Origin of the sequence: Sutcliffiella horikoshii (assembly GCF_019931755.1) — a bacterium.
Taxonomy (GTDB): Bacteria; Bacillota; Bacilli; order Bacillales; family Bacillaceae_I; genus Sutcliffiella_A; species Sutcliffiella_A horikoshii_E.
Map to the genome: position 1 here is coordinate 731040 of NZ_CP082918.1, position 24812 is coordinate 755851.

General features: G+C 42.7%; 18 protein-coding genes. 10 read left to right on the forward strand and 8 right to left on the reverse strand.

What is annotated here, in order from left to right:
* Positions 1–198 precede the first annotated feature (198 nt).
* From K7887_RS03870 to K7887_RS03885, 4 genes are all read left to right on the forward strand, one after another.
* Positions 199–1923, forward strand: coding sequence for a two-component system sensor histidine kinase NtrB (locus K7887_RS03870; RefSeq protein WP_223492275.1), 1725 nt, complete (start codon positions 199–201; stop codon positions 1921–1923).
* A gap of 15 nt (positions 1924–1938) precedes the next feature.
* The gene (locus tag K7887_RS03875; protein WP_223492276.1) at positions 1939–2169 is read left to right on the forward strand and encodes an excisionase family DNA-binding protein; all 231 of its coding nucleotides are present in this window, start codon (positions 1939–1941) and stop codon (positions 2167–2169) included.
* Between the two features lie 189 nt (positions 2170–2358).
* Positions 2359–3735 (forward strand): aldehyde dehydrogenase, encoded by a 1377-nt coding sequence (locus K7887_RS03880; RefSeq protein ID WP_223493575.1) that lies wholly within the window; start codon positions 2359–2361, stop codon positions 3733–3735.
* 190 nt (positions 3736–3925) lie between these two features.
* Positions 3926–5134, forward strand: coding sequence for an MFS transporter (locus K7887_RS03885; RefSeq protein WP_223492277.1), 1209 nt, complete (start codon positions 3926–3928; stop codon positions 5132–5134).
* A 111-nt stretch (positions 5135–5245) separates the two neighbouring features.
* Here the strand turns inward: K7887_RS03885 and K7887_RS03890 are convergent, their stop codons facing one another.
* From K7887_RS03890 to hpaB, 3 genes are all read right to left on the reverse strand, one after another.
* A complete protein-coding gene (locus K7887_RS03890; RefSeq protein WP_223492278.1) occupies positions 5246–5443 on the reverse strand; it encodes a YwbE family protein in 198 nt (65 codons plus the stop codon).
* 66 nt (positions 5444–5509) lie between these two features.
* On the reverse strand, positions 5510–6460 hold the full coding sequence (locus K7887_RS03895; RefSeq protein ID WP_223492279.1) for a glycerophosphodiester phosphodiesterase family protein: 951 nt from the start codon (positions 6458–6460) through the stop codon (positions 5510–5512).
* A 104-nt stretch (positions 6461–6564) separates the two neighbouring features.
* A complete protein-coding gene (gene hpaB / locus K7887_RS03900; RefSeq protein WP_223492280.1) occupies positions 6565–8010 on the reverse strand; it encodes a 4-hydroxyphenylacetate 3-monooxygenase, oxygenase component in 1446 nt (481 codons plus the stop codon).
* 138 nt (positions 8011–8148) lie between these two features.
* Here hpaB and K7887_RS03905 point away from each other — a divergent pair, with 138 nt between their 5' ends.
* Complete coding sequence (locus K7887_RS03905; protein ID WP_223492281.1) at positions 8149–9258, forward strand: D-TA family PLP-dependent enzyme; 1110 nt, start codon at positions 8149–8151, stop codon at positions 9256–9258.
* A gap of 28 nt (positions 9259–9286) precedes the next feature.
* Here K7887_RS03905 and K7887_RS03910 read toward each other — a convergent pair whose 3' ends face one another.
* Both K7887_RS03910 and K7887_RS03915 read right to left on the reverse strand, forming a co-directional pair.
* Complete coding sequence (locus K7887_RS03910; protein ID WP_223492282.1) at positions 9287–10675, reverse strand: dipeptidase; 1389 nt, start codon at positions 10673–10675, stop codon at positions 9287–9289.
* Positions 10672–12162, reverse strand: a complete 1491-nt coding sequence (locus tag K7887_RS03915) for an amidase family protein (RefSeq protein ID WP_223492283.1) — start codon at positions 12160–12162, stop codon at positions 10672–10674. The genes K7887_RS03910 and K7887_RS03915 overlap by 4 nt, the downstream gene beginning before the upstream one ends.
* Positions 12163–12558: 396 nt before the next feature.
* Between K7887_RS03915 and K7887_RS03920 the strand changes: the two genes are divergently transcribed.
* The 3 genes from K7887_RS03920 to K7887_RS03930 all read left to right on the forward strand — a co-directional run bounded on the left by K7887_RS03920 (position 12559) and on the right by K7887_RS03930 (position 17822).
* The gene (locus K7887_RS03920; protein ID WP_223492284.1) at positions 12559–14301 is read left to right on the forward strand and encodes an ABC transporter ATP-binding protein; all 1743 of its coding nucleotides are present in this window, start codon (positions 12559–12561) and stop codon (positions 14299–14301) included.
* Entirely contained in the window at positions 14282–16090 is a 1809-nt protein-coding gene (locus K7887_RS03925; protein ID WP_223492285.1) for an ABC transporter ATP-binding protein, read from the forward strand. Before K7887_RS03920 ends, K7887_RS03925 begins: the two co-directional genes overlap by 20 nt.
* Before the next feature lie 268 nt (positions 16091–16358).
* Positions 16359–17822: an alanine/glycine:cation symporter family protein gene (locus K7887_RS03930; RefSeq protein WP_223493576.1), complete on the forward strand. Its 1464-nt coding sequence runs from the start codon at positions 16359–16361 to the stop codon at positions 17820–17822.
* Between the two features lie 59 nt (positions 17823–17881).
* Here the strand turns inward: K7887_RS03930 and K7887_RS03935 are convergent, their stop codons facing one another.
* Complete coding sequence (locus K7887_RS03935; protein ID WP_223492286.1) at positions 17882–18850, reverse strand: EAL domain-containing protein; 969 nt, start codon at positions 18848–18850, stop codon at positions 17882–17884.
* Positions 18851–19062: 212 nt separating this feature from the next.
* Between K7887_RS03935 and K7887_RS03940 the strand changes: the two genes are divergently transcribed.
* A complete protein-coding gene (locus K7887_RS03940) occupies positions 19063–20349 on the forward strand; it encodes an ATP-binding protein (protein ID WP_223492287.1) in 1287 nt (428 codons plus the stop codon).
* A 54-nt stretch (positions 20350–20403) separates the two neighbouring features.
* Here K7887_RS03940 and K7887_RS03945 read toward each other — a convergent pair whose 3' ends face one another.
* Positions 20404–21930, reverse strand: coding sequence for an FAD-dependent oxidoreductase (locus K7887_RS03945; RefSeq protein WP_223492288.1), 1527 nt, complete (start codon positions 21928–21930; stop codon positions 20404–20406).
* Between the two features lie 172 nt (positions 21931–22102).
* Here K7887_RS03945 and K7887_RS03950 point away from each other — a divergent pair, with 172 nt between their 5' ends.
* Complete coding sequence (locus K7887_RS03950) at positions 22103–23326, forward strand: DEAD/DEAH box helicase (RefSeq protein WP_223492289.1); 1224 nt, start codon at positions 22103–22105, stop codon at positions 23324–23326.
* A 102-nt stretch (positions 23327–23428) separates the two neighbouring features.
* Here the strand turns inward: K7887_RS03950 and K7887_RS03955 are convergent, their stop codons facing one another.
* The gene (locus tag K7887_RS03955; protein WP_223492290.1) at positions 23429–24502 is read right to left on the reverse strand and encodes a cytochrome P450; all 1074 of its coding nucleotides are present in this window, start codon (positions 24500–24502) and stop codon (positions 23429–23431) included.
* Positions 24503–24812: the final 310 nt, after the last annotated feature.

The window sequence follows — 24812 nt, forward strand, 5'->3', positions numbered from 1 at the left end:
TTTAACACGTTTAAGCGGAAAAACAACAGATTATTCTGAAAAAATTAAATTTTTTGTATAATAAACCGTTTTCATGTCGGATTTGATTTATTGGGTGAAAGAATAGTGTTAATATTCGCCATATATTGCTTTGCCCATAGATATGGCATACAATGAAAGCTGATTACTAGACAGCTCAGAGATTCGAGAGTGATTTCGGTGGAAACTTACTATCAAAAACATAAATTGATGATAAACTTACTTGTCGTATTCCTATTAGGGTCCGGCCTCTTTTTCGTTCATCTGCAATCTCCGTTTTCCTTTTTAGCAACGAAACCTGCTTTATTTGCTTTACTGGTAGTTTCAATCGTGCTTTTAACGATCAATACTGTACCTCTTCCGCCAAAAGGAAATTCTCTGAGTATGGACTCTGCCATTTTTCTGGCGACTTTGTTCGTATTCGGCTTGAACCTCTCTTTATGGGCCTTGCTTGCTAGTGGAGTAGTATATGGTCTATTAAAGAGGGAAATTGCTTGGTGGAAGCATCTTGTGAATTTTGCCATGTATGCTCTTATGATTACAGGAGCGCATTATATCTTTCTTTGGACAGGTGGAACAATAGGATATATACAAGCTTCAAACCTATTGTCTTATTTGACCACATTGATTAGTTATTTCTTTATTAATATACTAATTATCGGCGTTTTCTTTTACTCTATGAATCATCCGCAGTTAATTAAGGAAATGAAAAGCACACTGAAGAAATCTGTTTCCAATTATTCTATCTCCCTGGCTTCTGCACTATTATTAGCTTTGTTGTTTGAATCGGATGCAGTGCTTGGGCTGATAATTTTTACTGTGATTATTCTTTTGGTATCCAAAGGCTTCAAGGAATACTTTCATCTCAATGAGGAAATAAACAAGGATCGTTCATATCGACAACAAATACTCAATTCCTTGCCTGTGGGGATCATTACTGCAGATGATAAGCAGTCCAATTTTTCATTGAACACCGCTGCATCCTGCTTATTGAACCTGACCGGGGAAGAAATAAGGGATGTTGTCATGATGAAAGAGCCGCCAGTGTCCAACTCTTCCTTCTGGCAAATCATGCTGTCCAAAAGAATCTGTCAGAACGTCAAAGTGGGGTACTCAAGAGGTGAGGATGACTTGCGCTTGCTTGTATCGCAGTCCGTTTTGCATGACGAAGATAATAACATTATCGGAAGGATTTTTTATTTTATTGATATAACTGTTACAGAAGAGATGGAGAAAAGGATGCATCAAACGGAAAAACTTGCCGCATTGGGGGAGCTTGCTGCAGGCGCTGCCCATGAAATTCGGAATCCGTTGGCGGTGTTGCATGGCTTCTTCTCCTTGATGAAACAATCCTTTACTAAAGAAGAACTTGAAAAGTACCAGGTGCCTTTACTAATAAAAGAATTTGACAGAATCAACGCCATTATAGAAGACATGTTGCTCATGGCGAGGCCTGGCGCACCAAGACTACAGGAAACTACGTTCAAGACGATTTTTGAACAGATCCCTATGTTCCCTGACGTGACGGAAAATGAGCCTGAATTGAAGATGATGCTTGACGATACGAAGGTAATGGTGGATCTCAAGCAGATGAAACAGGTCATCTACAATCTCTATCGAAATAGCAGAGAGGCCATTAAAGACAATGGAGTCATTACAATCTCTTCCCAGAAGTTAAATGGGAAGTATCAGTTATTTTTTAAAGACAATGGATCAGGGATTCAAGATGAAGTGAAAAGCTCTCTTTTCCATCCGTTTCATACTTCTAAAGAGACCGGCACCGGGCTTGGACTGACAATCGTTCAGCGCATTATCGAGAACCATCAAGGAAGTATTGAAGTGTATGAGACATCGTCAAAAGGGACGACTTTTCTTATTACATTACCAATATCACCTCAACAATAAAGAAGGAGTGTCAAGATGTACCTATCCGTTAAAGAGACAGCCGAGTATTTATCCTGTTCAGAATCATATGTGAAAACCCTGATACAAGAAAAGAAAATTCGAGCATTGTATGATGGAACCGACTATATGATTAACAAAGAACAATTTACGACGCATATGAAACAGCTGGAAAAGTATAAAGAGTTGATTGAAGAAGTAAGAAGCGAACCGATTCCTGAGGATATTGATATTAAGGATGAGGATTGAGTGGAAAAAGCACCTGGTTAGGGTGCTTTTTCTATTTTACTTGACTGTTTATTATTAAATGTTTAAACTTTTAAACATAATAACAGGTAAAAACTTGTCTAATTCATTCTATTTGTAAGACAATAGTAATAACATAATCTGAAAATGCGAAAACAGGAGGAATCTTGTATGACGATTTCAACGACTGACATAAACGAAAAGGTCGAAACATTACTTGCAAATCATAGAAGTTATTTTGAAAAAGGGGAAACGAAGGATATTGATTTCCGCTTGGAGCAGCTGGCGACCTTGAAGAAGGCAGTTCAGAAATACGAAGCAGAACTGATGGATGCTTTGAAAAAGGACCTCGGAAAATCAATATTCGAAGCATACGGTTCTGAAGTTGGGTATATCCTTGATAGCATCGGCTTTTTCATGAAAAATTTAAAAAGCTGGGCTAAAGTGAAAAAGGTGAAAACACCGCTCGTGCATACTGGTTCCAAAAGCCTGGTCTATTCTCAGCCCTATGGAACAGTATTGATTGTCGGGCCTTTCAATTACCCCGCTCAGTTAGTATTAGAGCCTCTGATTGGTGCGATTTCTGCTGGAAACTGCGCTGTAATCAAGCCTTCGGAATTCACACCGACTGTATCTGGTGTACTTACAAAAATGATACGAGAATTTTTTAATGAAGAGTACATCAGTGTGGTGGAGGGAGCGAAAGAGGAAACATCCGCCCTTATACATGCGCCATTCGATTATATCTTTTTTACGGGAAGCGTAGAGGTAGGAAAAATTGTGATGCAGGCTGCAGCGAAGCGACTTGTGCCGGTAACACTCGAGCTTGGAGGGAAAAGCCCTTGTATCGTCCATAAGGATGCCAATATAGAGGTAGCAGCGCAACGAATCGCTTGGGGGAAATTCATGAATGCGGGCCAAACGTGTGTGGCGCCTGATTACATTCTTGTTCATGAAGATGTTCGAGAGAAACTGGTAAATGCATTGAAAAAAACAATACATGATTTTTACGGAGACAATCCACAAGAAAGCAATGATTTTGGACGTGTGGTGAATGAGCGTCAATTTGACCGCCTTGTATCATTATTGGATATGGAAAAAGTGGTAGTAGGAGGACGCATCGATCGGGAATCGCTTTATATGGAACCGACTGTGATGGATGGTGTAACTTGGGAAGATAACGTGATGCAAGAAGAGATATTTGGCCCCATTTTACCTGTTCTTTCGTTTAACGACTTAAAGGATGCAATAATACAGGTTAATAACTATCCAAAGCCTCTGGCATTATATGTGTTTACAGAAGACAATGAGGTGGAGGAAGAGGTTATCGGAAGCACTTCTTTTGGCGGAGGTTGTGTGAATGATACGGTCACACATTTGACCAATCCATACTTGCCATTTGGTGGCGTAGGGACATCGGGCATCGGTTCCTATCATGGGAAAGACAGCTTTGATACTTTTTCCCATAAGAAAAGTGTGATGAAAAAGAGTACTAAGTTCAATTTAAGTTTTCTTTACCCGCCGTATTCCGATAAAAGCATAAAAATGCTAAGGAAATTTATGAAATAGACAGGTTTTAATTTTAGGGATCAGGAAGTTCTTTACATTTCTTTTATACGTCTTCTGTGTTAATATTTAGATAGACGAAATATATATGTAGCAGACGCAGCCTTTTAGGAAAATGGATCTTCGGTCGTGGAGATTCATTTTCTTATTTATTTTAGGGAAGGGCGTCTTTTTATAGTGGGAGAGTGTAAGAATGGTACCGATTCAGAAAAAAGAACCGTTATGGACAAAATCATTCATTATGTTGATGGTAGGAAACTTGTTTGTGTTTATGTCTTTTCAGATGTTGATTCCGACGTTGCCTCCATATGTTAAGTCGTTGGGAGCAACGGGCTTTGAGATTGGATTAGTTACAGCCTTATTTTCCATCGGTGCTGTGTTAAGCAGGCCGTTTATTGGTTTTATGCTGGAGTACCGGGCGCGTAAACCGCTTGTGTTGATCGGAGCGGTTGCGTTGCTTGCTGTGACGATTATCTATCCATTGTCCCAGATCGTGCTGGTATTCCTATTGTTCCGCCTTATCCATGGTCTTGCATGGGGCTGGTCCACCACGGTAAATGGGACCGCAGCGGTAGATGTTATTCCACGTTCCCGTCTAGGTGAAGGGATGGGGTATTACGGATTATCGATTACAATTGGTATGATTATCGCTCCAAGCTTGGGAATCTATCTTTATCAGGTAACAGAGTTTTCTAATCTAATCATGGTAAGTGCAGTTCTTGGAGTTATTGCGCTTGTGCTGTTAGGTGTGGTTCATTATCAGACGCCTGCAATAGTGGAAAAGACAAAAAAGGAAGACCTTAAGTTTTCCTATTTCGGTTCGCTTGTAGAAAAGAGCAGTTGGTATCCCGCATTTATCACTTTGATTGCTACGTTTGGTTACGGATCGATTGTCACGTTTATCGTAATATTTGGTGAAGAACGCGGGATTGATCAGATCTTTCTTTTTTATCTTGTAAATGCGATCATGGCGTCATTATCTCGTCCAGTTGCCGGGAAATGGTTTGATAATCATGGACCTCGGGGCTTGGTTTTAATGTGTATGTTCTTGTCCTTTGTCGGCATGTGGGTGCTTTCCTTTGCGCACTCAAACCTGTTTATCGTGATAGCTGGTGCGTTGTTTGGAGTAGGTTTCGGTTCCTTGATTCCGACCTTGCAGTCATGGACCTTATCCATGACCCCTGAAAACCGCCGTGGAGTGGCAAACGGCATGTTTTTCTCCTCCATCGACCTGGGGATTGGACTAAGCGGAATCATCTTTGGACTCCTTGCACAATTTGTCCCAACCGCCGCCCTCTTCCAAATCTCCAGTACCTTCATGCTCCTCGCCATGCTCTTCGCCTGGATCGAAGGCAAAAAGAGAAAACGAGCAGTGCTTGAAGAGATGAGGGAAGGGGCTTAAAGAAAAGGGGTCTGACCCGCTGTGCGTTAAAGGGGTAAAGAGATAAAGAGGGGTCTGACCCTCACTCCGTTAAAGCACTAAAGAAAAAGCGTAACCACCAGTCAATGGAGGTTACGCTTTTTCGATTTCTTTGACCCTGCCGACTTGTCCGTCTTGGAGGCGGACTTTGATGCCGTGGGGGTGGTTGGGGGATTTGGTTAGGATGTCTTTGACGGTCCCGCTTGTTAGTTTGCCTGTGCGCTGGTCTTGTTTGAGTACAATCTTTACTGATTGACCGATAGTGATATCAGATCGTTTTTGTCCGTTCATTTTTTAAAGCCTCACGTTTCTATTTATACTAGTATTTTATTATAACATAACCAAGCTCCCTCATTCCTAGTACCCCATTTCTTCTCTCACTTCAAGCAATAGATCAGGACGGTTTGTAAGGATTCCGTCTGCCCCTCTTTCTAACAGATAGCGCATCGTTTCCTTATCATCAATGGTCCAGTAATGCATCTGTACGCCGCTTCTTTGCGCATCTCGAATCAGTCGTTCATTGGTCAAATCGAAAATGCTTTCCTGAAGGGGTACCTGAAAGGCATCTACTTCCGGCTTGTAGAGGTTGCGGACAAACAGTTTGTGAAGGAGGACGAATCTAGTGATCTCCTGTCTGCCACCCACAAGCGCGACCCTGCCTTCAGTGAAACTATTAAATGTCTCGAGAATTTCCTGGTCAAAAGAAGCAACAAGCAGGGTATCCTCCCGGTTATACTCCTTGGTCAATTCCCATAGCTTTCTTGCTATCTCTTCATACTTATCGGGTGGATTGGTGTCTTTAATTTCAATCTCAATCCTTGTATTAGGAAAGGCTTGAAACATTTCTTCTACAGTAGGAATGGTAACTCCCTTGCCGCGGAAACTGTTATTGCCGTCTAAATCAACGAAATGAAAGCCTGCATCCAACTCTTTAATTTCCTCTAGGGTCAGGTCTGCAACGGCACCTTGCCCGTTTGTCGTTCGATCAACAGTCGGGTCATGGATGGCAACGAGGTGCCCGTCTTTTGTAATATGTATATCTGTTTCCAGCACATCCACTCCCATTTCCACGGCTTGCTCAAAAGCTGTCATTGTATTAGAAGGTGCGAGATGCTCTCCGCCTTGGTGGGCAATGACGAGCGGGCTTCCTCCATTTTCAAAAAAAGGTTTTGTTGCTTGTTTGTTAATGGGGAATAAAGTGAAAATTAGGCCTAACGTGCCAAGCGTACCGGCAATCGTGCCAAGGGCTATCCAAACTTTTCTTTTCTTTCGTGGGTTTTTTTGTGAAGGAATGGTAATCTCGGCCATAAATGAATGTCCCCTCTTTCTCTTGTCATCTACTAATACTTAAATTATAGAATAGTTAGAAAATAAAAAAAGAGGGTAGCCGTAATTTTTCGGCTACCTTCCTCTTATTCTAAAAACCCTAACTCCCGCGCAACGTCGTCTACCAGTTCTTTTCTGTTGTATTCATGGTAAAGTCCCATCGCCAAGCGCGTCGGACAGCCGAAGAAAAAGCGTTCGTACAAGGTTTGGCGGGATCCGAATGCACTCATGCTGACATCCCATGCTAAGCGGAACAACTGGATGCGGCTTTTAGCATCAGTGGTTGCTGACTGTAGATATTGGTCAATATCTGCTCGAATTGGTGATTCCAGGTCAGCCTCCGTTGGTATAGAAACCAGACCGCTGGCGCCAAGTAATTGCAAAATCTCGATGAATCTTGGATATACTTTCGGAAATTGCACGATTGCAACAGAAAGTGGCGTAACATCTGGAACCATTGTCCCGTGCTTATCCGGTTTGGCGTTCATTTCGGAAGCGAGAAGCAAGGCTTTATGATTCTCAACAGCGATGATGATCTCGCTGATTTTTTCTTTTACATGCCCATATTCACCAATCGCGATAGTATTGACCAAAAGTTGTGCAATTCCTAAAATGAATTCAGCTTTCATGACCTGTCTCGACACCACCTGGTGGGTGACAAGCGGTTTGAAGTTACTAATGGAATACAATTTGTTGGCGACATCGATATTTTCCGCAACAAATACTCTTTCCCATGGCACCAAAACGTTATCGAGCACTACAATCGCGTCCATTTCTTCAAACCTTGAACCAAGCGGATGGTTAAAAGAGGAAGAATCATAGGAAAACGATTCCCGGCAGATGAATTTCAATCCTTCTGTATTACTTGGGATACTGAAGGCGTAGGCGAATGGCTCTTCAAACATTTTCAGTCCAGAAGATGAGATGATGATCTCATCGGTAATCCCGCCTTGTGTAGCTAATAGCCGTGCACCTTTTATGATGATTCCGTCTGAAGTCTTATCTACCATTCGTGCCGCCACAATATTCTCATCGTCCTCGTAATGAAAAGACGAGCGATTTACTTGTGGAGAAATAAATGTATGAGTAAAAGAAAGGTCCTTTTCCCTGGCATACTCGTAAAAATTTTTAAGGTTCTGTGGAAACTGTGGGCCTTGTTCCTCTAGTAGATCTGCAGAGGAGGCAAGTGCCATCAAGGTAGAGTTTTTATAATCAGGGGAGCGCCCCATCATTCCAAACGTCGATTTTGCCCAAACCTGAACCATCTTTCTTCTTTTCTCCAAACCTTCTTTCGTTGTCGGCCGAAGATAAGAAGTTCCTACCAAATTTCCAGTCGTTTCAGATGTGAAAGTCATGATATCTTTGTGCTTTTCGTCGTGTTGCATATCAAATAGCGCAGCTTGACTTCTCATCACACCTGAGAAAGCCGGGTGCTCCGAGATATTCCCTTTGACCTGCTGTCCGTTATACCAAACATTTGCATGAAGCGAGTCGATCCGGTCGAGATACTGTTTTCCGTTGATTATTCCCATGCTTCTCACCCTTTGCCCAGATTACTTCTTTCAATGTATGCATATGAGATTGTCTGATTTACTATCGGGCTTCATCAAATTTTGAACGGCTCCCTAGGCGTGGTATAGTGAGGGAAAGATGGTCTGGAGGGAGAAAAAATGAAGCAGGAATGGAAGGACCTTGATACACCAACCTTATTATTGGATAAACGGATTTTACTGGAGAACATTCGTAAAATGAGTGATTTTGCCAAAAAGAATAATGTGAATTTGCGTCCGCATATCAAAACGCATAAATCCGTCGAGATTGCCAAACTTCAGCTAGAGCACGGTGCAATAGGCATCACCACTGCCAAATTGGAAGAGGCAGAAGTGATGGCTGCTGCAGGAATCAAGGATATTTTAGTGGCATATCCTGTTTCAAGCCCGGCAAAAGTAGAGCGGATCATTGCTCTTTTGAATCAAGGGGTGGATTTGAAAGTAACAGTAGACAACTTGGAACAAGTGAAGCTGCTTCAAAAAGCATTGGAAAAAACAAGACACACGTTGGAAGTCTGGATTAAAGTGAATTCTGGTCTGAACCGATGTGGGGTGGAGCCTGGAGCGGGTGCGGTAGATCTAGCAAAAGGCATCATCCTGTTATCCCGGCTTAACATTAGGGGAATCTTCACCCATGCAGGTCACTCCTATGGTGCTAATGGGAAAGAGGAGCTTGAGCGCATAGCTCTGGCTGAAGCAGATGCGGTGGTCAAAAGTGCTGAAGCATGTGAAAAGGAGGGCATCCCGATCCTGGTAAGAAGCGTTGGCTCAACTCCTACTTATCGCATTTCCGGACGAGTGGATGGAATTACAGAAGTACGTCCCGGCAACGCGGTCTTTTTTGACAGCATTCAAGTGGGACTTGGTGTTGCAGACAGGAAAGATTGTGCGTTAACTGTGTTGGCATCTGTTGTGGGTGTGTATGAGGGGAGAATTGTTCTGGATACAGGAAGTAAAACATTGTGTTTGGATAAAGGTGCACATGGCTTGGACTCTGTGAAGGGGTACGGCTATGTGGTGGATCATCCTGAACTGATAATTGAGAGGCTGTCCGAGGAGCATGGAGTGGCAGTCTTTGAAGGTAGCTGCGGCCTGCGATTGAATGATAAAGTGCGCATCATTCCCAATCATGCATGTACAGTGGCCAATATGTTTGATGAGTACATGTTGGTGGAAGGCAAGCATGTTGTGGATAAGTGGAAGGTGGATGCGAGTGGGAAGCGGAAGTAATTCGCCGCCCCCCAACCCGCTAACTCCATCACTCCACAACCAACGCCGCCGCTAACTCCTCCCAATACGCACAAAGCGTCAAAAGACCTTTATCAAAATTCTTCAATTTGAAATTTTCATTCGGTGCATGCACATTGTCAGAAGGCAAGCCAAAGCCCATCAATACGATAGGAGCTTGCAGGACTTCATCCAGTGTCGAAACGATCGGCAAGGAACCTCCGCCGCGGGTAAAGGTGGTCGGTACTTCCCATACCTTCTCAAAAGCACGACTTGCTGCTTGGATAGCAGGGTGATTGAATGGAGTCACAAACGGTGCTCCTTTGTCAAAAAGGGAAACAGTTACTTCTACGCCAACAGGCTTATGCATCGTAACATGCTCCTGCAATAAGGCCAGAATTTCATCTGGGTCCTGATCTGGTACAAGACGGCAGGTGATTTTCGCATGTGCTTCAGATGGAAGGACCGTTTTGATCCCATCTCCTTGAAATCCGCCGTACACGCCATTTATTTCAAGTGTCGGACGAACCCATGTACGCTCATAAAAACTATATCCTTTCTCTCCATAAAACTCTTGAACACCCACTTCCTCTTTAACCACTTTTTCATCAAAACCAATCGCTTCAAAAGCTGCTTTCTCTTCCACAGTCAAAGGGACAACCTTGTCATAGAACCCATCCACTGTCACCACGCCATTACCATCGTGGAAAGAACCTAGCAATTCCACCACTGCATGAATCGGATTTGCCACAGCACCACCATAAAGTCCGGAGTGAAGGTCCCGTTTTGGGCCTTTAACATCCAGCTGAAAACCGCACATTCCGCGCAGGCCATAGCAAATGGTCGGTTTGTCTTCTTCAATCATCGAGGTGTCTGACACAACCACCACATCAGCAGCAAGCATTTCTTTATTTTGCTCGATAAATGCTGGTAAATTAGGACTGCCTACTTCTTCCTCGCCTTCAATACAGAATTTAAAGTTAAAAGGCAATGTTCCAGTCGTCGCAAGAAACGCCTCTAACGCTTTGATGTGCATAAAGGTCTGCCCTTTGTCATCGCTGGCACCGCGTGCGTAAATGCGCTCATCACGGATTGCCGGTTCAAAAGGCGGGGTATCCCATAAATGAAGAGGATCAACTGGCTGAACATCATAATGTCCATAAATCAAAACGGTGGGCTTGTCCTCACCGGCGTGGAGCCAATCACCATAGACAATGGGATGCCCTTTTGTCGGGTGAAGCGACACATTTTCCATGCCAAGCTTTCGCAAAGACTCTGACATCCATTCCGCTGCCCGTAACGTATCTGCATTATGTGCCGGGAGGGCGCTCACACTTGGAACAGCCAATAAGTCTATTAATTCTCCTAAATGCCTTTCCCGATGCTCTGATAAATAAGAAGTGATGGTTGCTGTTGTCATGATTTTACCCCCGTATTTTGAAGTGTTGGTGCTTTCCGAAGCTTTATTGCTTGTTCATATCCATAGGCGATCTGGATAAGGGTGCTTTCTTCAAAGGCCCTGGCGGTAAATGTCACCCCAACTGGTTTACCATGTTCCGTATAGCCCGCGGGAACGGTGATGGATGGATAACCTGCTTTGGCTGGGATGCCGGCACCAAAGTTGTTAGGTGTCAGGATGGCATCAAGATTGTGTTTTTCCATGACGGCATCTAACCCGCCTTCTCTAGAACGATAGAGATCTTTTTCACGACTTGATAGATACTCTTCTTCGGTGAGTGTTCCGCTGTGTTTTTCGCTTTCTTCAAGGACTGTCTGATTATGCTTGAGCATAGTGGAAGAATCCTTTTTGTTAAAAGCAATTAAATCTTGCAAGCTCTTAATCTGTACAGAGGAACCGGTATTCCGTAAGTAGGCGTTCAAACTTGGTTTGAATTCATAAAACAGCGTATGATAATCCCATTCTTCTTTTACAAAAGGAATGTCGATGGATCCGATTACTTCTGCTCCCTGTTCTCTGAGGCTGGCGATAGCTTCTTCCATAAGGAGGGCTTCCCCGTCAGAAAAATAAGTGAAATAAGGGTCACGAGCCACTCCAATCCGCATTCCGTTAAGTCCTTCTTTTAATAGGAAGGAAGTGTAGGATATACCTGGATTCGGGTTTGTCTTGGTGGCAGAATCTTTTTCATCTACTTGAGTCAAGGCACTCAGAAGGATGGCCGCATCTTTGACTGTTTTCGTCATGGGCCCCGCAGTATCCTGGCTAAAGGAAATGGGAATGATGCCCCTGCGACTGATAAGACCAACAGTTGGCTTGATGCCGACAATGGAATTGGAACTTGCAGGACTTAAAATGGAACCGGAAGTCTCCGTACCAATGGCTGCAGCTGCTAGGCCTGCTGCGACCGCTGCGCCGGAACCACTGCTTGATCCACCAACATCAAATTGGCCGGGACCATAAGGATTAAGGACTTGTCCACCTCTGGAGCTGTAACCGTTGGGCATCTTTTCCGTCATGAAATTAGCCCATTCCGTCATGTTGGTTTTCCCAAGGATGACTGCGCCTGCTTTTCTTAATTGGCTTGCGACGGCGGAATCTTCTGCAGCTACGTGATGTTCCAAAGCAAGAGAACCGGCGCTTGTATGCATCATATCGCCTGTATCGATATTATCTTTTAAAAGTATAGGAATGCCATGAAGGGGCCCGCGTGCACCGGACTGTTCTCTTTCCAAATCAAGCGCTTCGGCTATAAATACTGCATCAGGATTAACCTCAAGAACTGCATTCAGCTTTGGTCCGTTTTTATCATACTTACTAATGCGGTGAAGATACATGAGAACTAATTCTTTTGAAGTAACTTTGCCAGTTTCCATCGCCGCTTGCAGTTCCTCAATGGTCGCATCCGGCAACCAATCATCCACAAGCCCAGAGAGTTTCGGGTGGTTCATCAAAAAAACCTCCTTTATAATTTTAGATAAATGCTATTACTTTGATAAATAGTATCCCCTGTAGATTGTAGTGCAAGGTGTGAGACTCCAGCGGGGGAGTAACGGTTGGTTGAGACCCCGCAGGCAAAGCCGAGGAGGCTCAAGCATCGTCCTCTGGATAAGCGAACACCTGGAACGGAAATCTACAGAAGTTAAAACAACAAACTTTTTTCAACATCCTACCAATAATAATAATTCAAACTATTTAAAAAACATAGTAATAAAGGTATGATAATAAGATAATATATAAATTTCAAGATATTCGTTTCGCAAAACGAAATATCATTTGCGTTCAAAATAGATTTACTCGTTTCAACGCAGACTAAACATAGTGAAAGGTTTGGAGGATCACGTATTATGGGGAGAATTTTTTCATACTTAAAACCGTATAAACTTGCCGTCGCAATTGCCTTACTCCTTATGCTGACAGAACTTGTCGTGGAGCTTTTGCATCCATTGCTGATGGCCAAAATAATCGATGAGGGAATTTTGACAGGCGACTTGGATGCGGTACTGAAATGGGGAGGCATCATGGTGCTATTCTCCTTTATCGCATTTGCAGCAGGGGTTACCAACTCCTTTTTTGCTGCTCATGTCAGCCAAAGTTTTGGATTCGATATTAGAAGAGGGTTATTCGGAAAAATACAGTCGTTTTCATTTGCGAATTTCAGCCTGTTTCCGACTTCTTCTCTCATCACAAGAATGACCAATGATGTCACACAAATACAAAATACTGTCTTTATGAGTTTACGAATCATGCTCCGCGCACCGCTTCTTGTATTAGGTGGCGTGATCATGGCGTTGATTGTCAATTGGCAGCTTGCTCTATTTCTTGTTATTGGAGTACCGGTCCTTTTTCTTTTCCTTGTATGGGTGATGAAAAAGGGTGGGGCGCTTTTCAAAGCTGTTCAGGAAAAACTGGATGGTGTGAATAATGTTATGCGGGAAAATCTTGGGGGCATTCGCTTAATTAAAGCTTTTCTACGTAAAAAGCATGAAATCAAACGGTTCGGACATGCAAGCGAGGAGCTGAAGGATCAGACGGTTGCAGCACTTCGGCTAATGGAGGTCACCATGCCAATCCTCCTTTTAATCATGAATGGAAGTATTCTAGCTGTCCTTTGGTTTGGTACGATCGGTGTGTCAAATGGCGGAGCACAGGTCGGGGAAGTGGTCGCAATCGTCAACTATGCGACCAGAATCACAGGCGCACTATCTATCTTTTCTTTTATCATCATGGCATTTGCGCGTGCAAAAGCTTCTGCTCACCGGATAACGGATGTTCTGGACGAAGAAATTGATTTAGTGGATAAGGTGGATGTGGATAAAGAAGCGACGTTCCTTCAAGGAGGAATTGAATTTGACCGGGTATCTTTCCGTTATCCAAACACAGACATCCCGGTTCTTGAGGAGATCAGCTTTCGTGCCGAAGCAGGTTCAACCGTTGCCATTATGGGAGCGACCGGTGCTGGGAAATCATCCTTATTCCAATTGATTCCTAGGCTTTACGATGTTGATAAGGGAGTCATCCGGGTAGACGGAAAAGATCTCACTGACTTGTCTCTGAAAAAGCTAAGAAAACAAATAGGTTATGTGCCACAGGAAGCGCTTCTCTTTTCAGGAACGGTAAAAGAAAATATCGCCTGGGGAAAAGAGGATGCAACCTTAGAAGAAATCATTCAAGTTGCGAAGGATGCACAAATTCATGAAACAATCGATCGTTTGCCGAAAAAATACGAGACAGTTCTTGGCCAAAAAGGCGTCAACCTTTCCGGAGGGCAAAAACAACGCCTTTCCATTGCCCGCGCTCTTGTAAGGAAACCGAAGATTCTCATGCTGGATGACAGTACAAGCGCACTTGATCTAAAAACAGAAGCAAAGCTGCTCGCGGCCATTAAAAAATACCAATGCACCATGTTCATTGTGACCCAGAAGGTTAGTACGGCCATGGAAGCAGATAAAATCTTACTGATTGAAGACGGAAGGCTACTAGAAGAGGGAAGCCATGAGAAGCTGCTGGCAACCTCGGAACTTTACCAGAAAATCTATCAATCGCAATTTGGAACGGAGGTGGCAGAGCATGTCCAAGCGTATAAGTAGCAGTGCCGCCGTCGCAAGTAAAGCGAGTCCCAAGCCGAAAGCCAAGGACTGGAAAGGGACGATTAAACGAGTTTGGAGATACCTTGGTGAAAATAAAGGTTTGTTAATGCTCGTCATGCTTATGGTCGTGGTTAGCTCAGCCTTAGGGCTTTTGGGACCTTTTATTGTCGGGATGGCCATTGATAACTATGTCGTGGAGCAAAATACTTCGGGACTATTAAATGTTTTAATAGGGCTCGTATTCATTTATATTTTCTACTCGCTTTCCATGTGGTTACAGAACTACTGGATGGTGGGAATAGCACAAAATACCGTCCTGAAGATGAGGACGCAGCTGTTTGAGCATTTACACAAATTGCCAATCCCTTATTTTGATAAAAGGCAGCATGGTGAACTAATGAGCCGTGTGACTAATGATATGGAGAATGTCAGTTCAACGTTAAACAGTTCCGTCATTCAGATCTTCTCCAGTATCTTGACCCTGGTCGGAACTGTATCTGTCATGCTTTATCTAAGTCCTTTGCTGACAGGCATTACGCTAATCATCGTACCGGTCATGTTCTTTGGATTAAGATGGATCACCAACCGGACAGGTCCATTGTTTAAGCAAACCCAAAAGAACTTGGGTGAGTTGAATGGGTATATTGAAGAAACCATCTCAGGTCAAAGAATCGTAAAAACATTCTCCCAAGAAGACAAGGTGATGGAGGAGTTTACCGAAAAGAGCTTAAAACTGAAGAAGTCCGCATACTGGGCGCAAACATATTCAGGGTTCATTCCAAAGCTTATGAATATGTTGAATAACTTAAGTTTTGCTATCATCGCAGGTGTCGGCGGGATTTTGGCATTGAACACGCAATCGGGAATTACCATTGGAATTATCGTTATTTTCGCGGAGTACTCCAGACAATTCACCCGCCCGTTAAACGATCTTGCCAACCAGTTTAATACATTGCTGTCAGCTGTAGCTGGTGCAGAGCGTGTGTTTGATGTCCTTGATGAAGAAGAGGAAGAAAGTGATGAGACCGAAGCAATAGAACTGAAAACGGTAAGAGGAGAAGTGGAATTTAGGGATGCTTCCTTCTCTTATGAAGACGATGACACGACCATTCGGAACATCAGCTTCCATGTTGACGCTGGAGAAACCGTTGCGTTTGTAGGTCCAACTGGTGCAGGTAAGACAACGGTCATCAACCTGATTTCGCGTTTTTATGACCTTGATAGTGGCAGTATTCTATTAGATGGCCACCCCGTCAATCAGATTAAACGTTCGAATTTACGAAAACATATGGCCTTTGTTTTACAGGATTCGTTTCTTTTTGAAGGAACGGTTCGAGAGAATATCCGATACGGAAGGCTGGATGCTACGGACGCGGAAGTGGAGGAAGCGGCAAAGATGGCAAATGCACATTCCTTTATTAGAAAATTACCGGGTGGCTATGATTTCAAGCTGAAGCAGGACGGAAGCGGAATCAGTCAAGGTCAGAAACAGTTACTGTCCATTGCACGCGCGGTCTTAGCAAACCCTACCATCTTGGTTCTTGATGAAGCAACAAGTAGTATTGATACCATCACTGAGATGAAAATTCAAGAAGCGCTCCAACGATTGATGGAGGGAAGAACCAGCTTTGTTATCGCCCACCGATTGAATACCATTCAAAATGCCGATCAGATTCTTGTCCTGAAAGAAGGAGAAGTTATCGAAAAAGGGTCCCATAATGAATTGCTGACAGAACAAGGCTTCTACTATGAATTGTTTACGAGTCAGTTGAAGAAAGAAGTAGGGTAATAACGGATTATTTTAAGCACCTGTACGTTCATGAAAAGCGATCATGAATGCACAGGTGCTTTTTTGCATTAATTCTACATTTTATAAAAAAATCATTTCATTTTTCCCGGGAAATACGTCGCTATATAAAGGTTCGTGTCATATTTGCGCGCATGATGAAGAAGACATGTATTGTCTATTTCCCGAATATGATTTATAATGCAAGACAGAATGAAAATTCTAAATATTACAAATAAGTTAAAGGGGGGATTACAATTTGGATGCATTTATGCAAGATCCGATTGGGTTTATAGTCAGTCTTCTTTGGAGCACACCTATGATTGTTTTCTGTTTGGGAGTCGGATTGTTATTTACCATTTTGACAAAGTTTGTACAAGTAAGATTATTTGGGGATATGGTGAAGCAAATATTCACCGGTAAAGCGTCTAAAGCAGGGGTTTCTTCCTTTCAGGCATTATCCATTTCATTATCAGGACGTGTAGGAACCGGTAATATCGCTGGTACAGCAACTGCTATTGCGATGGGGGGCCCCGGAGCAGTTTTTTGGATGTGGACGATCGCATTTATAGGAGCGGCGAGTGCATTTGTTGAATCAGCGCTGGCCCAGGTATACAAATCAAAGCAAGATGGAGAATATCGCGGGGGTCCGGCTTATTACATAGAAAAAGGTATTGGCTGGAGATGGTATGGAATTGTCTTCGCATCTGCTGCCCTGTTAGCGATGAGTCTATTAATGCCAGGTTTGCAGGCTAATGCTATTGGGACAGGATTAAATAATGCTTTTGGAATTAATAAACAAGTAATTGCTATTACGTTAGTTATTGTCATCGGATTAATCATTTTTGGTGGAGTTAAACGTATTGCATCTGTTGCTCAACTTGTCGTTCCTTTCATGGCAGTAGCATATATGTTAGTAGCTCTAGGAATCATTGCTATGAATATAACAGAGTTACCGGCAGTATTCGGGTTAATTTTCTCAAGTGCTTTTGGCTTTGATTCTGCGTTTGGTGGAATTATTGGAGCAGCTATTGCATGGGGAGTTAAACGTGGTATCTTTTCCAATGAAGCGGGTCAAGGTACTGGGCCACACGCAGCAGCGGCTGCTGAGGTTTCGCATCCTGCAAAGCAAGGGTTAGTTCAAGCATTCTCTATCTATATTGATACGCTTCTTGTTTGCTCTGCCACTGCATTCATGATTCTATTCACAGGATCCTTTAATGTGGTAGATCCAGCGAACGAGGGACAGTTCCTTGTCAATAACCTTGGTGCAGGGGTAGAAGCAGGGGCTGAATATACACAGGCTGCTGTTGAGTCAGTCTTACCTGGCTTTGGTGCAGGTTTTGTAGGGATTGCTTTATTATTCTTCGCTTTTACAACAATCATGGCTTATTACTATATTGCGGAAACAAACGTAGCCTACTTGATGCGTGGACGAAGCAATAAGATTCCGATGTTCATCTTGAAGGTCGTTCTTTTAGGTGCAACTTACTTTGGGGTTGTCAGAACCACACAAGTAGCATGGAATTTAGGAGATATTGGGCTTGGTTTAATGGTTTGGCTCAACCTTATCGCATTGCTCTTATTGGCGAAACCTGCACTGGCAGTGTTAAAAGACTATGATGAGCAAAGAAAGCAAGGTCTAGATCCTACATTTAATCCTGAGAAATTAGGTATTAAAAATGCGGAGTTCTGGACAGAAGAGTATAAAAAGGATGACGAAAAAGCATCCTGATAGATGACATCAAAAAGCCCTCAGCACTAATTTGTAGTGGTGAGGGCTTTTTGTAATGCCTAGACTGACATGACCGGTACCATAATTTCCGGACTCGGTTTTCCTATAAAGTAGCCTTGTCCATAATGTATTCCGATGTCTCGGCAAAATTGAAGTTCTTCTATTCGTTCTATTCCTTCTGCAAGCACTTTTATGTTTAGCTTGGTGGCGACATTTATGACACTTTTTAAGAAAAGTTGCTTTTCTAATGTGGTGTCACAATGAGATATATAGTCACGATCTATTTTGACAAAGTCGGGTTGCAGTTTTTCGAGGACTTCTAAGGTGGAATAACCTGCTCCGACATCATCAAGTGCCACTTGCATACCCGATTTCTTGTATGTTTTGAAAATAGATTCAAGGTGATCGATATCGTGAATTTTTTCTGATTCTACCACTTCAAAAACGAGCTGATCGGGTAAGATGTCATTTTCACGAACAATTTTAAATGTATGCTGCAGACAATACTCAGGGTTGTAAATGGATGATGGCAAAAAATTGATAAATAGCTTTACATGAGAAGGAACATGTTGCCTGCTGCCGGAAACAATAGAGCTTTCCCGAGCCTTCTGATCTAAATAGTTATGTAAATTCGTTTCACGGGCGAATTCAAATAGTTTAAAAGGTGGAACAGACTGCCCCTTCCAGTGAGGGCGTAACAAACACTCATAGGCGAAAATTTCATTGTTTTTCTGCAAATTTATGATTGGTTGAAAATGGGTGGTGAAAGAATTGGATGATATCAATTCTAATAGATAATGATTTTTCACCAAGTCCAACAATTGATTTGGTTCATAAAAGCCTAATTGGGATGATGTTTTCACCAAAACTTCTGAGCGATCATTATAGTTAAGTATTTTCTTTTGAAGGAGCTGCTCTAATTCTTCAAGTGATTGATAATTAAGTTCCTCTTGCATTTGCTCTCTTTTTATATAAAGTATCCCTGAGCGGCTTATATTGTCAGGTACCCCACAATCCGTACAGTGCAAATAGATCACCCCTTTTAATAGATAGGATAATTTTACTATTAAACCATTGATGGAAGAAGTTTTTAGCTTGAAATGTTGAAAAAAAGGTTTGAATAGATGAAAAGTAGTAGAATGGATACATTTTTTGACGGAATGTACAAGGGTTTTCTCTAATGTTGTCGAAACATAACTATACGATAGAATTTAGAAGGTACGGTTAGGGGCGGGCTTGTATGTTGGCGGAAAAACTACTTTTACATGTATTGATTATTTTAGCACCGGTGCTGATTTATTATGTTGTTTCCGAAAATAAGAGGTTTGGTCAATCACCATATTTTATTGGAATCCTGCAGGGGCTTTCTGCGAGTCTTTGTTTACTGTTTGCATTCTATGATTATGGTCTATATTGGGACTTGCGATACATACCTTTAGTACTTGCCATCCTTTATGGCGGACCAAAGGCCGGGTTAATTGTGCTCGCTGCCATTCTTGGAACAAGAACCTATCTTGGTGGCGATGCTTTGGCATTTGGCTACATAAGTGGACTCGTTGCAGCAGCCATTCCGTTCTTAATGCTAAGGCGGTTTAACAAAATTCAAACAAAGAAAAAGAGGATTGGCTTTGCTGTGCTTGTAGGCTTATGGCCAAACTTTGTCATGCTGGCAATCTTAATCGCTTATCTCGTCAGTTCCACAGCTGCAAATGAAGGACCAAATCTACTATTATACATCTTGCTGTTTGGATTGATTCAAGTAGTAGGTGTCGGTTTCGCCTCGACTTTACATGAAGCGGTCCTTGAACGAGAATTGATGAAACAGGAAATCAGGCGTGCGGAAAAGCTAAATACATTAGGTGAACTTGCAGCGTCTATTGCTCATGAAGTAAGAAACCCGTTAACGGTTGTAAAAGGGTTTCTTCAGCTCATGCACAGGGAAGACAAGGGGAAGAATTATCAATATATTGGGCTCATTTTAAGTGAACTGGCAAGAGCAGAGTCCATCATTAATGATTATCTCAATTTCGCAAAACCCGAGTTCAAAAAAATTGAAAAAGTGGATCTCGGTGAATTATTGAATGATGTGAGAATGCTTTTACATCCATTAGCAGTAAAGGAAGGCATTCATCTTGAAAGTTTCCTTGAGAAGAATGTTTTTATGGAAACGGATAAAAATCAATTTAAACAAGCTCTTGTTAACATTTTAAAAAACGCCATTGAAGCAACTCCTCAAGATGGCCGAGTATACATTAAGCTTTTTTCCAACACTTCAGGCATCCAAATCCTCATCAAAGATACAGGTAAAGGGATGAGCAAAGAGCAAGTGTCACGCATCGGAACCTTATTTTATACAACAAAAGATAAGGGGACAGGTCTTGGTACCACTGTTTCAATGAGGATTATCGATACAATGAACGGAAAGGTCGTGTACTCGAGTGAACTTGGGAAAGGGACTGAGGTGAAGATTTCTTTTCCGCCTGTGAGGCAAGAGGAACAGGTGAGGAAGGAATCTTTTGTAGGGTAAATAAAAAAGAGACTGTCCAGTAATTTTGACAGTCTCTTTCTTTGCTTATTCCTTTTACAACTTCTCCAGCGGTTTATCAGCCGGCCCTTCCAGTACGTCGCCGTGAATGGAGAATCGGGAGCCGTGGCATGGGCAATCCCAGCTTCGATCACCATGGTTCCATTCGACTTCACAACCAAGATGCGTACAAGTCGTATCCACGCAGAATACTTCTCCTTTGTCGTCTTTGTAGGCTCCTGCACGTCGACCGTTGATCATAACGGTTCCACCTTCATCCAGACCAAGGTCTTCAGGCTTTTTGGAAGGACGATCAAGCTTTCCTTCAATGAGGTGCCCGGCAACATTCATGTTGGTGCTGATGAATTTTTTTAAGCTAGGATCTGCAACAAAGCGGGAAGGGGAGAACAGGTCTTCATACGCGTTATTCCTGCCAAGAATCATGTCTTGTAGGAGAAGTGCGGCTGCTGTTCCGTTCGTCATCCCCCACTTGCGGTAGCCTGAAGCAATTAAAATATTCGGATGCCCCGATGTAATGCGGCCAATATAAGGGACCTTGTCTAACGTATATAAGTCTTGAGCAGACCAACGATACAGAATCTCCTTAATCCCAGGCACTTCTTCACCAAAACTTTTTAACGCTTCGTAGTGTTTCAAGGTATCTTTTCCTTGACCTGTCCGGTGGCCGTCTCCTCCAATCAAGGCAACTTTCTCACCGTTAATCGTCACATAACGCAAAGACCTGGAAGGCTGGCCTGCGCTGTAATACATGCCTTCTGGTAGTTCTTTTTCCGTTTTTGCAGCCAGAATATAAGAACGCTCCGCATACATTCTCGTGAAAAAGAAACCATTGCCATCGTAGAATGGAAAATGTGAGCCTGCAACAATATAATCACATTCAATCTTTGCTCCACTTTTCGTCACTACAGATAAACCACGTGACTCTTCTACATCTGTTGCAACTGTGTGTTCAAAAATTTCTCCGCCTTTTTCAACAATGCCATTAACTAATACCTTCAAATATTGAAGAGGGTGAAATTGTGCCTGATTTTTCATGACGACAACAGATTTAGTCTCAATTGCAAAAGGAATTTCATAAGTTAAATCGCCATCGATTCCCAGTTTCTGATAGGCCTCGAATTCTTTCACTACCTTTTGGTCATCCTGTTCTGTTTGAGAATAAATATAGGCATTCTGTTCACTAAAATCACATTGAATTCGTTTTAGATCCACAAGGTCTCGGATGAAGTGAAGCCCTTCCTGGTTTGCTTGGTAATAGAGTTTTGCCTTTTCCTGTCCTAAATGCTGAAGAAACTCATCGTAAATCAGACCGTGTTGAGCGGTCACTTTGGCTGTTGTGTGGCCTGTTGTGCCATTTAGAATTTGATCAGCATCAATGAGAATGACCTTAAGTCCTTCTTGAGCAAGTTGATAGGCAGTCGTTATTCCGGTGATACCGCCACCTACTATACATACATCTGTTTTTATATTTTCCTTTAATGTAGGAAAAGAGGGAAGTGGTGCAGAGTCCCGCCAATAGGCTTCAGGTCCTTTTGGAAGTTCGTTAAAATTTGTTTGATCCATTACGTATTTCCTCCTCTGTCATGTAACCATATACATAATTTTTCCAAAAAGCAGGAAAACATGTATCTTTTTAGCGGAAATGACAACGATATTTCTATTGGAACCTCTAGTGAAAAAGGGTAGAATGGAGAATAGCGTAAAACCCCGTATGAGGGTCATAAAGGAGAAAACGATGTCTACAACTTTTATAAATACATTACAACCTTTTATACAACAGCTTTGGGAAAAAAGTGAATTTGTCGCTGCAACCCCCGTTCAGGAACAGGCAATTCCGGTTATTTTAGACGGAAAGGATGTTCTTGTTGAATCGCCGACAGGGACTGGGAAAACGTTAGCGTACCTTTTGCCGATCATTGAACGCGTTGATCTGTCTAAACAGCACCCACAAGCACTCATTGTGGCTCCGTCCAAGGAACTTGCTATGCAGATTTTTGAACAGATCCAGAAATGGACAGAAGGCAGCGAAATTAGCGGTGCATCTTTCATTGGTGGAGCGAATGTGAAACGCCAACTAGAAAAGCTGAAAAAGAAACCGCATATTTTGGTAGGAACACCTGGCCGACTTCAAGAGTTAATACAGATGAAAAAAATTAAAATGCATGAAGTGAAGACGATTGTTATGGATGAAGCAGATCAGCTATTTGTCCCAGAACATAAAAAAACCATAGAAAACATCATTAAATCCTCCATGCAGCAGGAAAGACAGCTTCTATTGTTCTCCGCTACTTTGAAGGAGGAAACGGAGAAACAGGCAGTTAATTTGCTGAAGGAGCCTTTAGTTATTAAGGTCACCAAAGAAGACTTGCCGCCAGCACGTGTGGAGCATTTATACGCAGTGGTCGATCAGCGAGATAAAGCGAATGTCCTGGCTAATTTGCTTCGTGAGCCTGGAATCAAAGCATTGGCATTTGTGCGTGATATTGGAAACCTTGCCGTATTAACGGAAAAACTTTTATATAAACAGTTAAATGTCGGGTTTCTGCATTCCGAATCCTCCAAACAGGAACGCGAGAATGCCATGAAAAACTTCAGAAAAGATGAGTACCCTGTCCTTCTTGCAACAGATGTGGCAGCACGGGGACTGGATATTAAAGAGCTCAGTCATGTGATCCATTACGACTTGCCTGAAGAAGTGGAAAGTTATGTGCACCGTTCCGGAAGAACAGGCCGCCAAGGGGCAGAAGGGACTGTCATTTCCATTGTAAGTGAACGTGAAGAACGAAGACTGAAGCAGTTCGCGCGTGAACTTGGCTTGAAACTGGAGAAGAGAGTTGTGTTCGGCGGGAAGCTTGTTGGTGAAGACGAGCTGAAGTCTAGCAAGCCTGGTTCTGGTGGAGGACGCGGTAAAGCTAAACCGAAGAAGCCTGGTGTTAAGAAGCAAGCTAAGAAAAAATAAATGTAGGATGTTACATGAACCATTCCGATTTAGGGATGGTTTTTGTTTTTAGCCAAAAAATCGGCAGCCCTACCAAGCGACTGCCGACATCCACCAAAAACCCTACTCCACTACCCCGCTAAACTTCAACGCCTCAAACCCGCGAAACACAATATTATTTCTCCTAATAGGCTCTTCTAGTAATTCTACATCATGTACGCGTTTGAGAAGTACCTCCAATGCTATAACGGCTTCAAGTCTTGCAAGGGGGGCTCCTAAGCAAAAATGAGGTCCTGATGCGAAGGAAAGGTGCTTCACATTTTCTCTAGTTACATTAAAGACATCAGGTGACTCATGAATATTAGGATCTCGGTTGGCTGCAGCTAGAGCGATAATGGCTGTTTGGGCCTTTTTAAGTTGTTGTCCGCCAAGCTCCATATTTTCGCCCACCCATCTTGAGGTTAGCAGAACTGGTGGGTCGTAACGCAAGATTTCTTCCACCGCATTTCCAATCAGGGAAGGATCATCAATAAGCTTTTTCATTTCATCCCGGTGCTTAAGCAACAGGCGATAGCCGTTGGTAATCAGATTCACGGTTGTCTCATGGCCGGCGATTAAAAGCAATAAACAAGTCGCCACAAGTTCGTTTTCGTTTAACTTGTCTCCGGAGTCAGATACCGAAATGAGTCCGCTCAATAAATCCTCTCCTGGGTTCACTCGTTTTGCCGCAATGAGTTTACGCATGTACTTGTCCGCCTCCTCTAGGGAAGGAGCAACCGCTTCTAAATCTGCTTGTGTCGTATTAAAATCAATGAATGTTACAAATGAATCCGACCAGACGCGGAATCGTTCTCTGTCCTCTTTTGGCACTCCAATTAACTCTGTTATGACCATGACTGGTAGGGAATAAGCAAAGTCTCGAATGAGTTCATGCTCCGCCTTACCTTTTCTTGCATCTAACAGATAGTTCGCCATTTCCACAATAGTAGGACGCAGGCGCTCGGTCATCCTCGGAGTGAACGCTTTATTGACAAGCCCGCGGAGCCTGGTATGATTTGGCGCATCACGGAAAAGCATCATGTTTCGATTCAGCATCACCACTGGCAGTAATGATTGTGGGATAGGAGGCATATTCTCCTCGGGCACCAAGTTTCTTATTTCTTTTATAAATCTAGCATCTTTTAAAACGGACTCCACTTCCTTGTATCCTGTTATCAATCATCCATCTACGTTGAAGAAGGATACCCATTGGATGGGATTTGTAGCTTGTGCTTGTTTGAACATTTCATATGGATTTTCTATAAATGTCTTTGCCAGATCTGTTTGTACACTCATTAAATTTCCCCCTAGATTACTACTTATCTTTAATCATTCGCTAAAAAGCGGGGAAATCCTTGATAAAAATACAAAAAAGGAAAAAGTTTCTACCTTTTTTCTCCAGAAATACCGACCTCATTTGACACTTATCTAGCAATCTATTGTAAAATGGTGTAATAACAAAGATGAG